Genomic DNA, 16,286 nt, shown 5'->3' on the forward strand with positions numbered 1-16,286 from the left:
CCATGAAGATCGTTTCTCTGGACACCTTCCTCGTCCCGCCACGCTGGCTGTTCCTGCGGATCCGCACCGACGAGGGCGTCACCGGCTGGGGCGAGCCGATCGTCGAAGGCCGGGCGGAGACCGTCCGCGCCGCCATCGCCGAGCTCGCCGATTACCTCGTCGGCCAGGACCCGCTGCGCATCGAGGACCACTGGCAGGTCCTCACCAAGGGCGGCTTCTACCGGGGCGGCCCGGTGCTGTCCAGCGCGGTCGCCGGCATCGACCAGGCGCTGTGGGACATCGCCGGCAAGTCCGCGGGGCTGCCCGTGCACCAGCTCCTTGGCGGGCCGGTGCGCGACAAGGCCCGCATGTACGCCTGGATCGGCGGCGACCGTCCCTCCGAGGTCGCCGAGCAGGCCAAGGCGCAGATCGAGGCCGGGTTCACCGCCGTGAAGATGAACGGCTCGGCCGAGCTGACCGCCATCGACACCCCGGCCCGCACCATGGAGGTCGTCCAGCGGGTCGCCGCCGTACGCGAGGCCATCGGCGACCACAACGACCTGGTGGTGGACCTGCACGGCCGGGCCACCACCGCCATGTCCAGGCGGCTGCTGCCGCTGCTGGAGCCGTACATGCCGCTGTTCGTGGAGGAGGCGGTGCTGCCCGAGCACTCGCGCAACCTCTCCGCGCTCGCCGCCAGCACCTCCATCCCACTGGCCACCGGCGAGCGGCTGTTCTCGCGGTGGGACTTCCGCGACGTCATCGGGCACGGCATCGCGGTCGCCCAGCCGGATGTGAGCCACGCGGGCGGCATCTCGGAGGTCCGCAGGATCGCCGCGATGGCCGAGACGTACGACGTCAGCATGGCCCCGCACTGCCCGCTCGGCCCGATCTCGCTGGCCTCCAGCCTGCAGCTCGCCTTCGCCGTCCCGAACTTCCTCATCCAGGAGCAGAGCGTCGGCATCCACTACAACCAGGGCAACGACGTCCTGGACTACCTCGTCGATCGCGAGCCGCTGACCTTCCCCGGCGGGTACGCCACCCGCACCACCCGGCCCGGGCTCGGCATCGAGATCGACGAGGCCGAGGTGGAGCGGGCGGCCGAGCGCGGCCACCGCTGGCGCAACCCGACGTGGCGGCACGCGGACGGCTCCTTCGCCGAGTGGTGATGCCCGTGCTTCACGCCTGCGCCGGCGATCTCGGCGATCGCGCTCGGCCCGGGGCGGATGCCACCATGGCTCAGTGGATCTCACCGACCCGGGCACGTTCCTGCTCGGCGCGCCGCACGAGTTCTTCGCCCGGCTGCGCCGCGAGGACCCGGTCTTCCTGCATCGCCGTCCCGACCGGCCGCACTCTTAGGTCGTGACCCGCTACGACGACGTGGTGCGCGTCTCGCGCGACCCGTCGTTCTCCGCCGAACGCGACGGGGCCTTCGTCGACGAGCAGCCCGACCGGCGGGGCCGGACACTGGTCAGCCTGGACCCGCCCGCGCACGGCGAGCTGCGCGGCCTGATCGACGGCGCGTTCACCGCGCAGGCCGTCGCGCGGCGGGCGGGCCGCGTGCGCGCGCTGTGCGGGCAGGTCCTCGACCGGGTGGCCGGGAAGGGCGAGTGCGACTTCGCGCGGGACGTCGCGGCCGAGTTCGCGATCGCGGTGCTGGCCGACGTGATCGGTTTCCCCGATGACGAGGACCGCCGCCGGGTCCTGCGGCTGGCCGACGTCCTCGACGATCCCGAGCAGCCGCCCGCCGGAGTACCTGTGCTCGACCTTCGCCAACGGCATCCGCTCGCTGCCGGTGCGCTTCACCCCCGCCGGGTAGCGGTCAGCGGAGGCGGGACTCCAAGCCGTCGAGCACCACGCCGAGCTGGCGTTCGAAGCGCTGGTCGCCGTCGTCGCGCAGGTGGAAGGCGGCCTTGACCAGCTCGACGCCCTCCCCCAGCCACTTGTCGCGCTCCTCGGCCGAATAGCGGTCGCCGTCGTCGTCCGGCCGCCGGCGCTCCTGTTCCTCGATCACGAAGCCGACCACGAACGCCGTGATCACATCGAGCGCGTCGTCCGCCTCGGCCAGCGAGAAACCGGCCCCGGTCAGCAGCTCAAGCCAGGACTCCTTCTGCCGCACCACCTCCGGGTCGACGTAGCGGGTGCCGCTGAAGATGCGCGCGCCGTCGCGGTGGCGCAGGTACTCGGCGCGCAGGACGCGGGCGTACGCGGCCAGGCCCTCGCGCCAGCCGGCGCCGTGATCGATCTTCCCGAGCGCCTCGATCACCCGGCGGATGACGAACGTGGCCATCTCGTCGAGCAGTTCCTGCTTGTTGCGTACGTGCCAGTACAGCGCGGGCGCCCCCACGCCGAGCCGGGACGCGAGCGCCCTGACCGTGAGCGCGTCCATGCCCTTGTCATTGAGCAGGTCGAGGGCCGCCGCCACGATCCGCTCCCGAGTGATGCCCTTCGCCACGCTTGACACCTTAACAAAGTTCAGGGCATCGTTGAGGCCGTCGGAATTGAACTTAGTTCAGGAGGCGCTGTCATGCGTGCTGCCGTCATCGAATCCCCCGAAGCCGCCCCCGTGTGCGCGGACTTCCCCGACCCCGAGCCGCACCCGGGCCGCGCGCCGGTCAGGCTCGTGGGCGCGGGCCTGCACCACGTCGTCCGGGGCATGGCCACCGGCCGCCACTACGGCAGCGGGAAGGGGTTCCCGATCGTCCCCGGCATCGACGCGGTCGCCAGGACGCAGGACGGGCGGCTGGTCTACACCGGCCTCCCCCGTGCGCCCTGGGGCACGTTCGCCGAGTCGATGGTCACCCCGTTCGAGGTGGAGGTCCCTGAAGGGGCCGACCCGCTCGCCGTCGCCGCCGGCATGAACCCCGCGTCGGCGGGCTGGATGCCGCTGACCGCCCACCGCAGGGAGACGGGCGCGCTGGGCACGGTGCTGGTGCTCGGGGCCACCGGCATGTCGGGCGGCCTGGCCGCGCGGGCGGCGCTGGCGCTCGGCGCGAAGCAGGTCATCGCGGCCGGACGCGACCGCGAGTCGCTGGACCGGCTGGGCGCACTCGGCGCCGTCACCGTCCCGATCTCCCAGGAGGACGCGCGCGCGGTGCTCGCCCCCGTGCTGGCCGACGCGCAGCCCGCGCTGATCCTCGACTTCGTGTGGGGCTGGGTGGCCGAGGCCGCCTTCGCCGCGCTGTCGGCCTTCCGCCCCGGCAACGAGGACGAGACGGTCTCGTACGTGCAGATCGGCTCGCTCGCCGGGAACGAGGCGGCGCTGCCATCGGAGCTGCTGCGCAGCCGGCGGTTCCGGGTCACCGGCAGCGGGCTCGGCTCGGTCTCCAAGGCCGACCTGATCACCGAGTTCCCCGAGATGATCGCGCGGTTCGCCGACGGCACGTTCGAGGTGCCGTACACCGCCTATCCGCTGAGCCGCGTCGGCGAGGCGTGGGCGCACCAGGGGCGCACCCGCGCGGTCATCGTCCCCGACTGAGTCCGAGAGAGTCCGGAGAAAGGAGAGACATGATGCCGAAGCGCGCTTTGGTCGTCGGGCTCGGGATCGCCGGCATGTCCGCGGCGATCGGGCTCCGGCAGGCGGGATGGCAGCCGGTCATCGCCGAACGGGCCCCGGAACGCCGCAGGGGCGGCTACTTCATCGGCCTCATGCCCGAGGGCAGGCAGGCCGCCGAGGATCTGGGCATCTCCGGCCACCTGCACACCCGCAACCCGCCCGGCGGCGGGAAGGCGTGGTCGCTCAACCGGCGCGGCGGCCTCGAACCCGGGCTGGGGTTCCTGCATCAGCCCGGCGACCCCGCCGCGGTGGTCCGCGGCGACATCGAGGCCGCGCTCTGGGAGGGCGTGTGCGGAGGCGGGACGGACGAGCCCATCCCCGTATGGTTCGCCACCAAGCCGGTCGGGATCGACGAGCTCGACGGCGGCGTCCGGGTGCTGCTGGAGGACACCCGTACGGGGGCGCTGCGCAACGAGACCTTCGACCTGGTGGTGGGCGCCGACGGGCTGCGCTCGAACGTGCGCCGCATGGTCTTCGGACCGCACGAGGAGTTCATGACCGACTGGCACGCCATGATCTGCGCGTTCCAGCTCAAGGAGCAGGTCCCGTCGTTCGGGGAGTCCGACAGCGTCACGGTCGCGCGGGCGGGGCGTGCGGTGTGGGTGTTCGGGTTCGCCGACCGGCCTCCGACCGTGCTGCTGACGTACCGGACCGACGACGTCCAGGCGGAGTTCGCCGCCGACCGGATCGCGCGGTTGCGCGAGGTGTTCTCCGACCTGGACGACCCCGTGGTGCGGCACGCCCTGGACGCCCTGGAGGAGACGCCTGACTTCCTGTTCGACTCGGTGCATCAGGTGAAGATGCCCACGTGGAGCAGGGGGAGGGTGGTGCTCGTCGGCGACGCGGCCTGGTGCCTGAACCTGTACTCGGGCATGGGCGCCACCTTCGGTCTGCTGGGCGGTGCCGAGCTCGGCCGGGCTCTACGGGGGCATCCCGGCGACCTCGGCGCCGCGCTGACCGAGTGGGAGTCGCGGCTGCGCCCGTCCGTCGTCAAGCACCAGCACATGGCCCGGCTGAAGAGCCAGATGTTCGTGCCGTCGAACCTGCCCATCGAGGCCGTCCGCTCCGTAGCCGTGCGCCTGGCCTGCACCCTGCGGGAACGCAGGCGCGCCAAGGCTCAGGCGGCGTGACCGTCCGGTCGCGCGCGGGCCTCTCGCCTCGCGGCCGGGCGCCTGATCCCGGGTGCTCGCCGGTGCCGCCGGAGATCCAACAGGTTCTCCGGCGGCACCTGCGCGCCGCCTACGACTCTCCCGTACGCCGCTTCCTGCTGGAACGCGGCCAGGAATCAGGGTCGTCTTGAGCGCGGCGGGAACGCGCGCGTAGTATCAGGGCAGTCGTACAGGACGATCGCCCTGATTGGAGGGAGCCATGGCCTCCCCTGCGGCCGAGCGCGGGCGCGCGGTCCGGGAACGGCTGCTCAACGCGGCCGCCGAGCTCATCCCCGAACGCGGATGGACGGCGGTGAGCACGCGGATACTCGCCGAGCGGGCCGGGGTGACGCCGAGCGTGGTGCACTACCACTTCCCCTCGCTGGCGAGCCTGCTGAACGAGGCCGCGGTCGGCCGGATGCGGGCTCTGCTCGCCGAGATGAACGAGCTGCTGGCGAGCGCACCGCCGCCCGGCGCGGCGATCGAGGTGCTGTTCGGCTCGATCGAGGAGTACACCGGCACCGACCCCACCTCGCTGCTGTTCGTCGAGGCGTATCTGGCGAGCACCCGCGACGCCGAGCTGCGTGAGCGGATCGCCGAGCTGGTCGCCGAGTTCCGGCAGCGGTTCGGGGAGTCGCTGGAGCGGCACGGCGTGCCCGACCCGTACGGGACCGCCGCCGTGCTGGCGGCCTGCGTGGACGGCCTGATGCTGCACCGGGGCCTGGGGCTGAAGGCCGATGGCGCCTCGGCGGTGCTGCGCAGGCTGCTCGCCACGGCCTCCGAGCCCGCCGCACCGGCCACACCCCGTGCTACCGCCACGCCCAACGCCACCACCACACCTCACGCCGCCCCTGGCGCCGCCCCTGATTCCGCCGCCCCCGAGGAGGAGCGCCCATGAGAACCGTGATATCCGGAGCCGGGATCAGCGGTCTGGCGCTGGCCCACCGGCTCGCCGCCCTGGGCGGTGAGGTCGTGGTGGTGGAACGGGCTCCGGGGCCCCGACCGCAGGGCTACATGATCGATTTCTTCGGTCCCGGGCTGGAGGCGGTCGAGGCCATGGGGCTGCTGCCGGCGTTCGAGCGGGCGGCCTACGACTATCCCGAAGGGCACCTGGTCGGCGAGGACGGCCGCCGCCGGGCCACGCTCCGTACAAAAGGGTTCGCGCGCGGCCGGCTGCTGAGCCTCATGCGTCCCGACATCGAAGCGGTGCTGGCCGAGCACCTTCCGGCCGAGGTCGAGGTGCGTTACGGCGTGGCGCTGACCGGGGTGGACGAGCGGGCGGGCGGGGTGGCGGTGACGCTCTCCGATGGGGCCGTGCTGGAGGCCGATCTGCTGGTGGGCGCGGACGGGATCCATTCGACGGTGCGCCGGCTGGTGTTCGGTCCCGAGGAGCGCTACCTGCGCTACCTGGGGCTGCACACGGCGGCGTTCACCTTCGACGCGCCGGACGTGCACGCCGCCACCCGGCGCGCGTTCTGTCTCACCGACTCGGCCGACCGGCAGATGGGCTTTTACGCGCTGCGCAACGGCCGGGTCGCCACGTTCCTGGTGCACCGCAGCGCCGACCCGGCGCTGCCGGACGATCCGCGGGAGGCGATCCGGCGCGCCTACGCCGGTCTCGGCTGGGTGACGCCGCGCGCCCTGGAGCAGATCCCGCCGGCCGAGGAGATCTACTACGACCAGGTCGCGCAGATCGAGACGCCGCGCTGGAGCTCGGGCCGTACCGTGCTGCTCGGCGACGCCGCCTACGCCGTGTCGCTGCTCGCCGGGCAGGGCGCATCGCTCGGGATCGCGGGCGCGTACGTGCTGGCCGACCGGCTCGCGCACGCGCCGTCGATCGAGGAGGCCACGGCCGGATTCGAGCGGATGTGGCGGCCCGTGGTCGAGGAGCGGCAGCGCAACGCCCGCTCGCTGGCGCGCTGGTTCCTGCCCTCGTCGCGGTCGGACCTGCGCATCCGGCGCGTGGTGCTCGCGCTCAGCCGGGTCCCCTTCGTCACCGGGTTCGTGACGTCGGCGCTCACCGGCAAGGACGTCCGCCTCGCCGACATCCTTCCCGGCACGCCGGTCGCCGCTCGAACCCGGCCGTAGCGGGGTAGCGTGCCCTTGACCCCAGCCCGTACGCCCGGAGGAGCCGATGCAGCGACAGACACCCGCCCAGGACGACGTGCTCGGCTACTTCGACACGCTGTCGAACTGGGGGCGCTGGGGCGACGACGACCAGCTCGGCACGCTCAACCACATCACCGATGACGTCCGCCTGGCCGCCGCGCGTGCGGTGCGGCACGGCAGGAGCGTGTCGTGCGCCTGGGAGGTCGCCGTACCGGAAGAGATGGAGCGGGCGACGACGGCCTGCCCGTGCGCCGCCGACATGCCGGGTGCCGAGCACATGCCGTCGCCCACCTTCCGCAACGACCGGCGCTGGGGTTTCTCCACCGAGCGGCTCGGCCTCACCTTCCACGGCAACACGATCACCCACCTCGACGCGCCGTGCCACATCTTCTGGGACGGCGCGATGTACAACGGGCGGCCGCACGAGCTGGTCGACGCCGACAAGGGGTCGGCGTGGGCGGCGGTCACGGCCGCGGCGCACGGCATCGTCACCCGCGGCGTCCTGCTCGACGTCGCCGCGGTGCGCGGGGTGCCGTGGCTGGAGCCGGGTCAGGGCGTCTTCCCCGAGGACCTTGAGGAGGCCGAGCGCCGCCAAGGGGTGCGGGTACGTCCGGGCGACGCGGTGCTGCTGCGCACCGGGCGCGGCCGCCTCCGGCACGAGGCGGGCCCGCAGGGCGGGTACGAGCAGGCGGGCTGGCATGCGGCCTGCCTGCCGTGGCTGCACGAGCGGGACGTCGCACTGATCGGCGCCGACACTCCGCAGGACGTCCAGCCGTCCGGGTACGCCGACGTGCTGATGCCGGTCCACGCCGTCGGCCTGGTCGCCATGGGCCTGTGGCTGCTCGACAACTGCGATCTGGAGGCGTGTACGGCGACGGCGGCCGAGCTCGGCCAGTGGGACTTCCAGCTCGCGGTCGCGCCGGTCCGCTTCGCCGGCGTCTCGGGCAGCCCGGTCAACCCGATCGCCACCTTCTGATCGGTTTGTTCGGCACAGTCCGAACAAACCGATAGTATCGATGGATGAGCGTCGATGAGTTCGTGGAGAGCGCCGGGCTCTTCTACGAGCGGCTCGGGCTGAGCCGCACGTCGGGCCGCGTCATGGGCTGGCTGCTCGCCGCCGAGGCCGACAGCGCCGACGCGCCGGAGCTGGCCGAGGCGCTGGGCGTGGCCAAGAGCAGCATGAGCGTCGCCCTGCGGCAGCTGGAGCAGGCGGGCCTGATCGAGCGGTTCCGGGTGCGCGGCGGGCGGCGTGACCGCTACCGCCTCGCCGAGGACGTCTTCCTGCGCGCCTTCCGCGCGAAGCTGGCCGAGTTCGAGGGCTTCCGCGCCCTGGCCGAGCAGGGCCTGCGCGCCGTGGGCGACGACCCGGCCCGCAGGCGGCGGCTGGAGCTCATGCGCGACATGTACGCGTTCATGATGGACCGCTTCCCGCGGCTGCTCGACGAGTGGGACGCGCTCAAGGAGCGCCGATGAGAGCGCTGCTGCTGGCCGTGGGCAGCCGCGGCGACGTGCAGCCCTTCCTCGCGCTGGCCGTGGGGCTGCGGGCCGCCGGCCACCGGCCGCTGCTGGCGGCGCCTCGCCGTTTCGCGCCGCTCGCCGCCGCCCGCGGCGTGGAGTTCGCCGGGCTCGACGACGCGCTGCTCGCGCTGCAGGACACCGTACGCGGGCAGGGCGTGCGCGCCGCCGTCACCGCCGCACGCCCGCTCCAGCCGATGCTGCGCCGCCTGCTCGCCGACCAGGCGGCGCTCGCCGCGCATCCGGCCGACCTGGTCGTGCATCACCCCAAGGCGCTCGGCGGCCCCTCGCTCGCCGAGAAGCTCGGCGTCCCGGCCGTCGCCGGCCTGCTGCTGCCGCTCTACCTGCCCACCTCCGCCTTCCCCTCGCCCATCTTCCCCGTCCGCGTGCCGCGCCTGCTCAACAGGGCGACCTGGCGCGTCGCCTCCGCCGTCGAAGCGCCGCACCGGGGCACCGTACGCCGCTGGCGGGCCGAGGCGCTCGGCCTGCCCGCCCGGTCACGGCCGATGTCCGAGCTGGTCGCGGCGGGCGACGTGCTGCACGCATGGAGCCCGCACCTGCTTCCCGCGCCCGCCGGCTGGCCCGCGTCCGCCCGGCCGACCGGCTTCTGGACGCTGCCAGGAGACGACCGGCCACCGCCGGAGCCGCTGGCCCGCTTCCTCGACGGCGGCGACCCGCCGGTCTACGTCGGGTTCGGCAGCTCCTTCAGCGGCGATCCCGAAGCGCTGACGCGCACGGTGCTGGAGGGGGTGCGGCTGGCCGGGCGGCGCGCGGTGCTGGCCACCGGCTGGGGCGCGCTGCGCCGCGCGGCCGGTGGGGACGACGTGCTGGTGGTCGAGGAGGCTCCGCATGAGTGGCTGTTCCCGCGCGTGGCGGCCGTCGTGCACCACGGCGGCGTCGGCACGGTGGCCGCGGCGCTGCGCGCCGGCGTCCCGCAGGTGATCCGCCCCTTTCTGGGCGACCAGCCGTTCTGGGCCCGGCACCTGCACCGGCTCGGCATCGCGCCGGCGCCGCTCACCGGCCGCCTCTCCCCCACCCGCCTCGCCGCCGCCATCGAGTCGGCGGCCGCGCTCGCGCCCGCCGCCCGGGCGCTGGGCGAGCGGGTCGCCGCCGAGGACGGCGTCGCCGCCGCCGTCGCCCGCATCACCGCTTAGCGGCCCGTCACGCCTTCGCCTTCGGCCCCCTGATCTTTCTGGCGACGCCGTACCAGGCGGGCAGCCCGCGCTCGTCGTCGAACCAGCGGGCGACCACGATGTCGGTGGAGGAGTGCAGCAGGATCGAGGTCACGATCGTCACCGCCACGATCTGGAACACCTGCGGCGCCGCGGTGATGCCGGAGGCCAGCACGAGCAGGCCGTAGACCACGGAGGCGAAGCCCTTGGGGCCGAACCAGGCCACCGCGGCCTGCTCGCGCAGCGACAGCCCGGCGCGCAGGAAGGACACCCAGATCGCGATGGGACGGGCCAGCGCCAACGCGCCGAGGGCGAACAGCCAGCCCTGCCAGCCCACCGCGAGCAGGGACGGCGTGATGAGAGCGCCGAACACCAGCAGCGCCGCCAGCTTGAACACCTCGGCGATCAGCTCGCCGAAGTGCTCGAACGACTCGCGCTGCCGCGGCCCGAAGGTGGCAACGGTGATGCCGGCGGAGAAGGCGGCCAGGAACAGGTTGCCGTGCGTGGCCTTGCCGATGGCGAGCACGAGCAGGCCGATGGCCAGGGCGTTGAGCGGCTCGTACTGCGTGGAGGCGGCGAACCAGCGGGTCTGCTCCAGCTTGATGGCCAGCCACGGCACGGCCACGCCGATCAGCACGCCGAGGCCCAGCTCCAGCGCCAGCTCGCCCAGGTGCAGGTCGTGCGAGCCGGCGGCGATGGCCAGGAACACCAGCACGAACGGCAGCGCGAGCCCGTCGTTGACGCCGGACTCGACGTTGAGCAGCTGCCGCAGCCGGGGCGGCACCTTCTCGTTGCCGACCAGCGCGGCGGCGAAGACCGGGTCGGTGGGCGCCAGGATCGCCCCGACCAGCAGCGACTCGATCCAGCCGAGCCCGAGCAGGTAGTGCGCGCCGACCGCGGTGATGACCAGCGTGAGCGGCAGCCCCCAGCCCAGGGCACGGCCCGGCAGCCGCCACGCGCTGCGCAGGTCCTGCCAGCCCACCCGCATGCCGTCGGTGAACAGCACCGCGAACAGCGCCAGCTCCGACAGCGTGGCCACCAGCGGATCTGCCGCCGTCAGCGAGATCACGCCGAGCACGCCGTCGCCGAGCACGAATCCGGCGACCAGGAACAGCGCGGCCGTGGACAGGATCGTGCGGTGGGCGAGGCTGGACAGCAGCACGGCCAGCAGGAGCAGGGCGGCGAACGCGGTCAGGAGCATGGGGGGAACGGACCTCCGGTCGGTCACTCGGAACTGGACATCCGCCGACCAGACTTCCCGGCACACCGCGACCTACGGTAACAGCACCGTGCTCGCCGACGTCCAGCCGCCTTCAGGCGAGGCGGCGGCCGGCCTCCGAGCGGACGAAGTCGCCCATCGCGGCGTACACGTCGGCCATGGCGGCGCCGATCGCGCCGGCGTGCTCGGCCGACAGCACGTTCACGCCCAACCGGCAGGTGAGGTGGCGGTGCAGGACGATGGTGCCGGCGTGCATCGCGCTCATCACGGCGGCGGCGTCGCGGGTCCTGGCCGAGCCCGCGGGGAAGCGGTCGGGCCAGGTGGCGGTCAGGAACTGCTCGGTCACCCGGACCGCGCCCTCGAAGAAGGCGTCGGCGGCGGGGCTGCCGTCGACCATGGCGCGGGCGAGGTAGCGCGCCATCGGCTCGCTGGTGTCGTACAGGGCGGCCAGGCCGCCCGGGTCCGGCTCGGCGGTCTCGTCCTTGGCGCGCTCGACGAGCCGGGCGAGCACGTACGCGTCGCAGGCGTCGCGCAGACCGTCCTTGGTGCCGTAGTGGTGCTGGACCAGGCCCACGGACACGCCCGCAGCGGCGGCGATGTCCTGCAGCCTGGCCGCCTTGACGCCGCGCTCGGCGAACTCGGCCAGTGCGGCGTCCCTGATCCTCGCCCGCGCCGTCACCTCGTCGAGCGGTCTCCCCTGGCGGTCGCTCACGCCGGGACTATATCTCGATATTGTTTCCGGTATCGGGATATTGTGCTGATGGTGACAACCTTTTCACGTTCGGCGGCGCGGGCGGGTGCGTCTTGGTACGTTCATGGGCGGTGTGCCGGGAAGTCTGGTCGGCGATACCGTTGAACGTCGATTCTGAGAGGCCCCCATGCGCGCCCGCGATCTGACCGCGCCCTTCCCCACCGTCACGCTCGACACCTCGGTGCACGAGGCCGCCAGGCTGCTGTCCGAGCAGCGGCTGCCGGGCCTCATCGTGCTCGACGGCCGGGGGCGCCCGTTGAGCATTCTGCCGGGCACCCAGGTGCTGCGGCTGGCGGTGCCCGCGTACTGCATGGAAGACCCGATGCTGACGCGCGTCGTGGACGAGGCGCACGCCGACCGGTTCCTGCGCTCCCTGGCCGACCGCACCGTGCGCGACGCCCTGCCCGAGCAGCCGCGCGAGCTGCCGATCACCGATCCCGACGCGACCATGCTGGAGGTCGCGGCGCTCATGGCCCGCACGCACAGCCCGGTGGTGGCGGTGGTGGAGGACAGGCAGCTCTTGGGCGCGGTGACGTTGCAGGCGCTCATGGACTGGGCGATCACGACCTGACGCCGCGATAGCCGGCCATCGCGGGTCCGGAAAACCCGTCGTGGACAGCGCGGCGCCTCGCGTCTATTTTGTTTACGAGACCGTTCCGTTTATTAATGAGGTGGCCATGGACGCCGACGTCCTCGTGGTGGGAGCCGGGCCGGTCGGCCTGGCCCTGGCGATCGCCCTGCGCCAGCACGGCGTCTCGGTACGCGTGATCGACCGGGCGCCCGGCCCCGCCACCACGTCGCGGGCCAACTTCGTGCACGCGCGCGGCTCGGAGGTGCTCGACCGGCTGGACGCGCTGAGCGGCCTGCCGGAGGAGTCGGTCAGGGCGATGACGATCACGACGTACGCCGGCGAGCGCCCCGTGATGCGCATCCGGTTCGGCGATCCCGGGCTGGACACCGCCGCTCCCCCGATGGTGATCTCCCAGGCCCGCGTCGAGGCGCGCCTGCGCGACCGCCTGGCCGAGCTGGGCGTGCGGCCGGAGTGGGGCTGCGGGCTGGTCGCGGCCGAGCAGGACGCGGGCGGCGTCACCGCCGTGCTCAGCGACGGCCGCAGCCTGCGGGCGGGCTGGCTGGCCGGCTGTGACGGCTCCGGCAGCACCGTGCGCAAGCTCGCCGGCATCGGCTTCCCCGGCGTCAAGCTGAGCGAGCGCTTCCTGCTCGTCGACGCGACACTCGACACCACCCTCGACAGGTCGGGCACCAGCGGCTGGGTGCACCCGCAGGGCATGCTGGGCGCCATGCCCATGCCCGGCGGGCAGTGGCGGCTGCTCGCCTACGACCCCGCGTTCACCGAGGACAAGCCGGGCGAGGAGCGGATCGTCGAGCGCATGGCCCGCATCCTTCCCGAGCGGACGGGGCTGAGCGGCATCCGGCTGCTCGACGCGTCGTGGGCGTCGCTGTTCCGGGTGCACCGCCGCCTCGCCGACGCCTACCGCCGCGGGCGCGTCCTGCTGGCCGGGGACGCGGCGCACGTGCACGCCCCGTTCGGCGGCCAGGGCATGCTCACCGGCATCGGTGACGCCGAGAACCTCGCGTGGAAGCTGGCGCTCGTCGTGCAGGGCAGGGCCGGGGAGCGCCTGCTGGACACCTACGAGGCCGAGCGGCGCCCGCTGGCCACTCAGGTGCTGCGCGGCAGCACCGCCACCACCAAGGTCAACATCGCCTCTGGGCCCGTCGGCCGCTTCCTGCGCGACCGGGTGATCGTGCGGGTGATGAACGTCGCGTGGGTGCAGCGGCGGGTCACGTACACGACGTCCCAGCTGTGGGTCAGCTATCGGCGCGGCCCGCTCGGCGGCGGCGGGCGCAGGCCGCGCCCCGGCGACCGTGTTCCCGACCTGGCCTGCGAGCGGCCCGACGGCACCTCTACCCGGCTGCACGCCGAGCTGCGCGGCCGCTGGGCGGTGCTCGGCGGCCACGACGCGTTCCAAGCCGCGCATCGGCGGCTCGGCGGCCACGTCGTGCACCTGCGGCCGGTGCGCACGCTGCCCGCTATGCTCGTACGCCCGGACGCCCATCTGGCCTGCAAGGGCGGCCCCGCCGAGATCACCGGTTGGCTGGACGGAGCACTCGCGTGACCGCTGCCCGAGGACGCGGACGCCCCCGCGACCCCGAGACCGACTCCGCCATCCTGCGCGCCGCGCTCGAGCTGTTCATCGAACGCGGTGTGGAGGGCACCAGCATCGAGCAGATCGCCAAGCGCGCAGGGGTGGGCAAGCTCACCGTCTACCGCCGCTGGAGCACCAAGGAGGACCTGATCGCGCAGGCCGTCGAGCAGACGGTCAGCGCCGACATGGTGCCCACGCCCGGCGAGGTGCGGGATCTCGCGCCGCAGGACATCGTCGAGCGGGCGCTGAAGACGGCGGCGGAGACGACCGCGAGCCCCGCCTTCCGCGCGCTGGTCGCCCGCATGATGGGCGCGGCCGTCAGCCACCCGCGGCTCATGGCCGTCTACTGGAAGCACCACGTGCTGCCCCGCCGCGAGCTGGCCGCGGCCATGCTGCGCCGCGCCCAGCAGGAGGGCACGGTGGCCGCGGACGCCGACCTCGATGTGCTCATCGACATGATGGCCGGGGCGGTCACCTGGCGGGTGCTCCAGCCCGACCCGCCCGACGCCGCCGCCATGCTCGGCTATCTCAAGAGCGTCTATCGCCAGGTCGGCCTGTATCGGGACGCCGATTAGTTATTCGGTGAACGCCGCGCGGCCATTGTTCGGCGTTAAATGCGGCTAACCGCGGTTCATCTCCCGTTATGAGAGCCGAGAGGGAGACCGTCACCGCCGGGACACCCCTAATGCTTAGGGGTTGGTTTGCCGCACCACTCCCCGTAATGTCCGGCTCGCATGGATAGTCGATATGCATTTCACTGGCTCTCTACGGGGGAGTTGTATGAGTAGAACCGCGCCGGGCCCTGTGAGTCAGCTGCCGCAGGAGACCATGCGCGACAGGATCGCCGAGCTCGAGCTGTTGCGGGACGGCATCATCCAGGGACCCGACCCGAGGGCCACCGACAAGCAGCACGCCGCCGGGAAGCTGACCGTGCGGGAGCGGTTGGACGCTCTGCTGGATCCGGGCTCGTTCATCGAGGTGGAGCCGTTCCGCCGGCACACGGCCACCGGGTTCGGGCTGGAGGACCGGCGCCCCTACACCGACGGGGTCGTGGCCGGTTGGGGGCGGGTGCACGGGCAGGACGTGATGGTCTACGCCCACGACTTCCGCATCTTCGGCGGCGCGCTGGGCGCGGCGCACGCCGAGAAGATCCACAAGGTGATGGACCTGGCCGCCTCGGCGAAGGTGCCGCTGATCGGCCTGAACGACGGCGCGGGCGCACGCATCCAGGAGGGGGTCACGGCGCTGGCCGGCTACGGCGGCATCTTCCGCCGGCATGTGCGCATGTCGGGGGTGGTGCCGCAGATCAGCGTGATGCTCGGCCCGTGCGCGGGCGGGGCCGCCTACTCCCCGGCGCTGACGGATTTCGTGTTCATGGTGCAGGGCACCGCGCAGATGTTCGTCACCGGCCCCGATGTGGTGCGGGCGGTGACGGGTGAGGACATCACCCGCGAAGGCCTGGGTGGGGCGGAGGCGCACTTCACCCGCTCCGGGGTGGCCGGGTTCGTCTACGACGACGAGCAGGCGTGCCTGGAGGACGTGCGGTTCCTGCTGTCGATGCTGCCGCCCAACAACCAGGAGCTGCCCCCTGCCGTGGCCTGCACCGACCCGGTCGACCGGCGTAACGACGCGCTCATCGATCTGGTGCCCAGTGATCCGGCGCAGAGCTACGACATGACGGCGGTCATCGAGGAGGTCGTCGATGACGGGCAGTTCTTCGAGTTCCATCAGGGCTGGGCGCAGAACCTGATCTGCGGGCTGGCCCGGCTCGGCGGGCACGTGGTCGGGATCGTCGCCAACCAGCCCGCTCACCTGGCGGGCGTGCTCGACATCGGGTCGTCGGAGAAGGGCGCCCGCTTCATCCAGATGTGCGATGCGTTCAACATCCCCCTGGTCAGCCTGGTGGACGTGCCCGGCTTCCTGCCCGGGGTGAACCAGGAGCACGGCGGGGTGATCCGGCACGGCGCCAAGCTGCTGTACGCCTACTGCGCGGCCAGCGTGCCCCGCGTCCAGGTGATCGTGCGCAAGGCGTACGGGGGTGCGTACATCGTGATGGACTCCCGCTCGATCGGCGCCGACCTGTCCTTCGCCTGGCCGACGAACGAGATCGCGGTGATGGGCGCGGAAGGCGCGGCGAACGTCATCTTCCGGCGGGAGATCGCCGCCGCCCCCGACCCCGAACGGCAGCGCATCAGGCGCGTGGAGGAGTACCGGCGCACGCTCATGCACCCCTATCACGCCGCAGAGCGTGGCCTGGTGGACGACATCATCGACCCCCGCGACACCCGGGCCCGGCTGATCAGGGCGCTGGAGCTGCTGCGCGCCAAGCACGTGCCCCCGCCGTACCGCAAGCACGGAAACCCGCCGATGTGAACGAGATCAAAGTCATCGCCGGAGCTCCCACGGCCGAGGAGATCTGCGCGCTGGTCTGCGCGCTCCGCCTGCGCACCGCCGCCCCCGCGCCCCCGCCCCGCCGTACGGCCCCCTGGGTGCGGCAGGGAGACCACCCGGCCGCCGAACATCTGGTGCCCGGCCCGGCAGGCGAGCGGTGGATCGAGTCCGGGTCCCCCCTGTGAGCGAACCCCTGCCGGGGACCACGAGAGCATGACGAACCGCCGCCCACCGGGGCGACCTCCGGCGGAAAAGGCGGCTCGAATGGCCACTGCCGACCC

General features: G+C 72.9%; 17 protein-coding genes. 13 read left to right on the forward strand and 4 right to left on the reverse strand.

What is annotated here, in order from left to right; all coding sequences use genetic code 11:
- Positions 1-2: 2 nt before the first annotated feature.
- Positions 3-1,148 carry a galactonate dehydratase gene (gene dgoD, locus ACFMQL_RS38220; RefSeq protein ID WP_364070018.1) on the forward strand — a complete coding sequence of 382 codons (1,146 nt, stop codon included), beginning with the start codon at positions 3-5 and terminating at the stop codon, positions 1,146-1,148.
- A gap of 70 nt (positions 1,149-1,218) precedes the next feature.
- Here dgoD and ACFMQL_RS38225 read toward each other — a convergent pair whose 3' ends face one another.
- Positions 1,219-1,785: a hypothetical protein gene (locus ACFMQL_RS38225; protein ID WP_378789661.1), complete on the reverse strand. Its 567-nt coding sequence runs from the start codon at positions 1,783-1,785 to the stop codon at positions 1,219-1,221.
- A 16-nt stretch (positions 1,786-1,801) separates the two neighbouring features.
- Positions 1,802-2,434 (reverse strand): TetR/AcrR family transcriptional regulator C-terminal domain-containing protein, encoded by a 633-nt coding sequence (locus ACFMQL_RS38230; protein WP_364070022.1) that lies wholly within the window; start codon positions 2,432-2,434, stop codon positions 1,802-1,804.
- Between the two features lie 72 nt (positions 2,435-2,506).
- Here ACFMQL_RS38230 and ACFMQL_RS38235 point away from each other — a divergent pair, with 72 nt between their 5' ends.
- The 7 genes from ACFMQL_RS38235 (at position 2,507) to ACFMQL_RS38265 (ending at position 9,461) form a co-directional block, all read left to right on the forward strand.
- Positions 2,507-3,457: a hypothetical protein gene (locus ACFMQL_RS38235; protein ID WP_364070024.1), complete on the forward strand. Its 951-nt coding sequence runs from the start codon at positions 2,507-2,509 to the stop codon at positions 3,455-3,457.
- 29 nt (positions 3,458-3,486) lie between these two features.
- Positions 3,487-4,665: an FAD-dependent monooxygenase gene (locus tag ACFMQL_RS38240; protein ID WP_378789663.1), complete on the forward strand. Its 1,179-nt coding sequence runs from the start codon at positions 3,487-3,489 to the stop codon at positions 4,663-4,665.
- Between the two features lie 238 nt (positions 4,666-4,903).
- Positions 4,904-5,581, forward strand: a complete 678-nt coding sequence (locus ACFMQL_RS38245; RefSeq protein WP_364070028.1) for a TetR/AcrR family transcriptional regulator — start codon at positions 4,904-4,906, stop codon at positions 5,579-5,581.
- A complete protein-coding gene (locus ACFMQL_RS38250) occupies positions 5,578-6,771 on the forward strand; it encodes an FAD-dependent monooxygenase (RefSeq protein WP_378789665.1) in 1,194 nt (397 codons plus the stop codon). The genes ACFMQL_RS38245 and ACFMQL_RS38250 overlap by 4 nt, the downstream gene beginning before the upstream one ends.
- Before the next feature lie 46 nt (positions 6,772-6,817).
- Positions 6,818-7,768 (forward strand): cyclase family protein, encoded by a 951-nt coding sequence (locus ACFMQL_RS38255; RefSeq protein WP_378789666.1) that lies wholly within the window; start codon positions 6,818-6,820, stop codon positions 7,766-7,768.
- Positions 7,769-7,812: 44 nt separating this feature from the next.
- A complete protein-coding gene (locus ACFMQL_RS38260; RefSeq protein ID WP_364070034.1) occupies positions 7,813-8,265 on the forward strand; it encodes a MarR family transcriptional regulator in 453 nt (150 codons plus the stop codon).
- Entirely contained in the window at positions 8,262-9,461 is a 1,200-nt protein-coding gene (locus ACFMQL_RS38265; RefSeq protein WP_378789669.1) for a glycosyltransferase, read from the forward strand. Before ACFMQL_RS38260 ends, ACFMQL_RS38265 begins: the two co-directional genes overlap by 4 nt.
- A 7-nt stretch (positions 9,462-9,468) precedes the next feature.
- Here ACFMQL_RS38265 and ACFMQL_RS38270 read toward each other — a convergent pair whose 3' ends face one another.
- Entirely contained in the window at positions 9,469-10,680 is a 1,212-nt protein-coding gene (locus ACFMQL_RS38270) for a cation:proton antiporter (protein ID WP_364070038.1), read from the reverse strand.
- A 112-nt stretch (positions 10,681-10,792) separates the two neighbouring features.
- Positions 10,793-11,410, reverse strand: coding sequence for a TetR/AcrR family transcriptional regulator (locus ACFMQL_RS38275; protein WP_364070040.1), 618 nt, complete (start codon positions 11,408-11,410; stop codon positions 10,793-10,795).
- A gap of 166 nt (positions 11,411-11,576) precedes the next feature.
- On the opposite strand from ACFMQL_RS38275, the gene ACFMQL_RS38280 reads away from it, so the two are divergent.
- The 5 genes from ACFMQL_RS38280 (at position 11,577) to ACFMQL_RS38300 (ending at position 16,190) form a co-directional block, all read left to right on the forward strand.
- Positions 11,577-12,020, forward strand: a complete 444-nt coding sequence (locus ACFMQL_RS38280) for a CBS domain-containing protein (protein ID WP_378789672.1) — start codon at positions 11,577-11,579, stop codon at positions 12,018-12,020.
- 40 nt (positions 12,021-12,060) lie between these two features.
- Positions 12,061-13,584, forward strand: coding sequence for an FAD-dependent oxidoreductase (locus ACFMQL_RS38285; protein WP_364070044.1), 1,524 nt, complete (start codon positions 12,061-12,063; stop codon positions 13,582-13,584).
- Entirely contained in the window at positions 13,581-14,189 is a 609-nt protein-coding gene (locus ACFMQL_RS38290; RefSeq protein WP_364070046.1) for a TetR/AcrR family transcriptional regulator, read from the forward strand. Before ACFMQL_RS38285 ends, ACFMQL_RS38290 begins: the two co-directional genes overlap by 4 nt.
- Before the next feature lie 205 nt (positions 14,190-14,394).
- Positions 14,395-15,987 carry an acyl-CoA carboxylase subunit beta gene (locus tag ACFMQL_RS38295; protein ID WP_378789674.1) on the forward strand — a complete coding sequence of 531 codons (1,593 nt, stop codon included), beginning with the start codon at positions 14,395-14,397 and terminating at the stop codon, positions 15,985-15,987.
- Entirely contained in the window at positions 15,984-16,190 is a 207-nt protein-coding gene (locus tag ACFMQL_RS38300; RefSeq protein ID WP_378789676.1) for an acyl-CoA carboxylase epsilon subunit, read from the forward strand. Before ACFMQL_RS38295 ends, ACFMQL_RS38300 begins: the two co-directional genes overlap by 4 nt.
- The last annotated feature ends 96 nt before the right edge of the window (positions 16,191-16,286 follow it).

It is taken from the genome of Nonomuraea fastidiosa (assembly GCF_042751225.1).
Classification (GTDB): domain Bacteria; phylum Actinomycetota; class Actinomycetes; order Streptosporangiales; family Streptosporangiaceae; genus Nonomuraea; species Nonomuraea fastidiosa.

Bases quoted from the DNA above. Each gene is read 5' to 3' on its own strand.
- dgoD (WP_364070018.1), top strand. From the start codon at position 3: ATGAAGATCGTTTCTCTGGACACCTTCCTCGTCCCGCCACGCTGGCTG.
- ACFMQL_RS38235 (WP_364070024.1), top strand. From the start codon at position 2,507: ATGCGTGCTGCCGTCATCGAATCCCCCGAAGCCGCCCCCGTGTGCGCG.
- ACFMQL_RS38240 (WP_378789663.1), top strand. From the start codon at position 3,487: ATGATGCCGAAGCGCGCTTTGGTCGTCGGGCTCGGGATCGCCGGCATG.
- ACFMQL_RS38245 (WP_364070028.1), top strand. From the start codon at position 4,904: ATGGCCTCCCCTGCGGCCGAGCGCGGGCGCGCGGTCCGGGAACGGCTG.
- ACFMQL_RS38250 (WP_378789665.1), top strand. From the start codon at position 5,578: ATGAGAACCGTGATATCCGGAGCCGGGATCAGCGGTCTGGCGCTGGCC.
- ACFMQL_RS38255 (WP_378789666.1), top strand. From the start codon at position 6,818: ATGCAGCGACAGACACCCGCCCAGGACGACGTGCTCGGCTACTTCGAC.
- ACFMQL_RS38260 (WP_364070034.1), top strand. From the start codon at position 7,813: ATGAGCGTCGATGAGTTCGTGGAGAGCGCCGGGCTCTTCTACGAGCGG.
- ACFMQL_RS38265 (WP_378789669.1), top strand. From the start codon at position 8,262: ATGAGAGCGCTGCTGCTGGCCGTGGGCAGCCGCGGCGACGTGCAGCCC.
- ACFMQL_RS38270 (WP_364070038.1), bottom strand. From the start codon at position 10,680: ATGCTCCTGACCGCGTTCGCCGCCCTGCTCCTGCTGGCCGTGCTGCTG.
- ACFMQL_RS38280 (WP_378789672.1), top strand. From the start codon at position 11,577: ATGCGCGCCCGCGATCTGACCGCGCCCTTCCCCACCGTCACGCTCGAC.
- ACFMQL_RS38295 (WP_378789674.1), top strand. From the start codon at position 14,395: ATGAGTAGAACCGCGCCGGGCCCTGTGAGTCAGCTGCCGCAGGAGACC.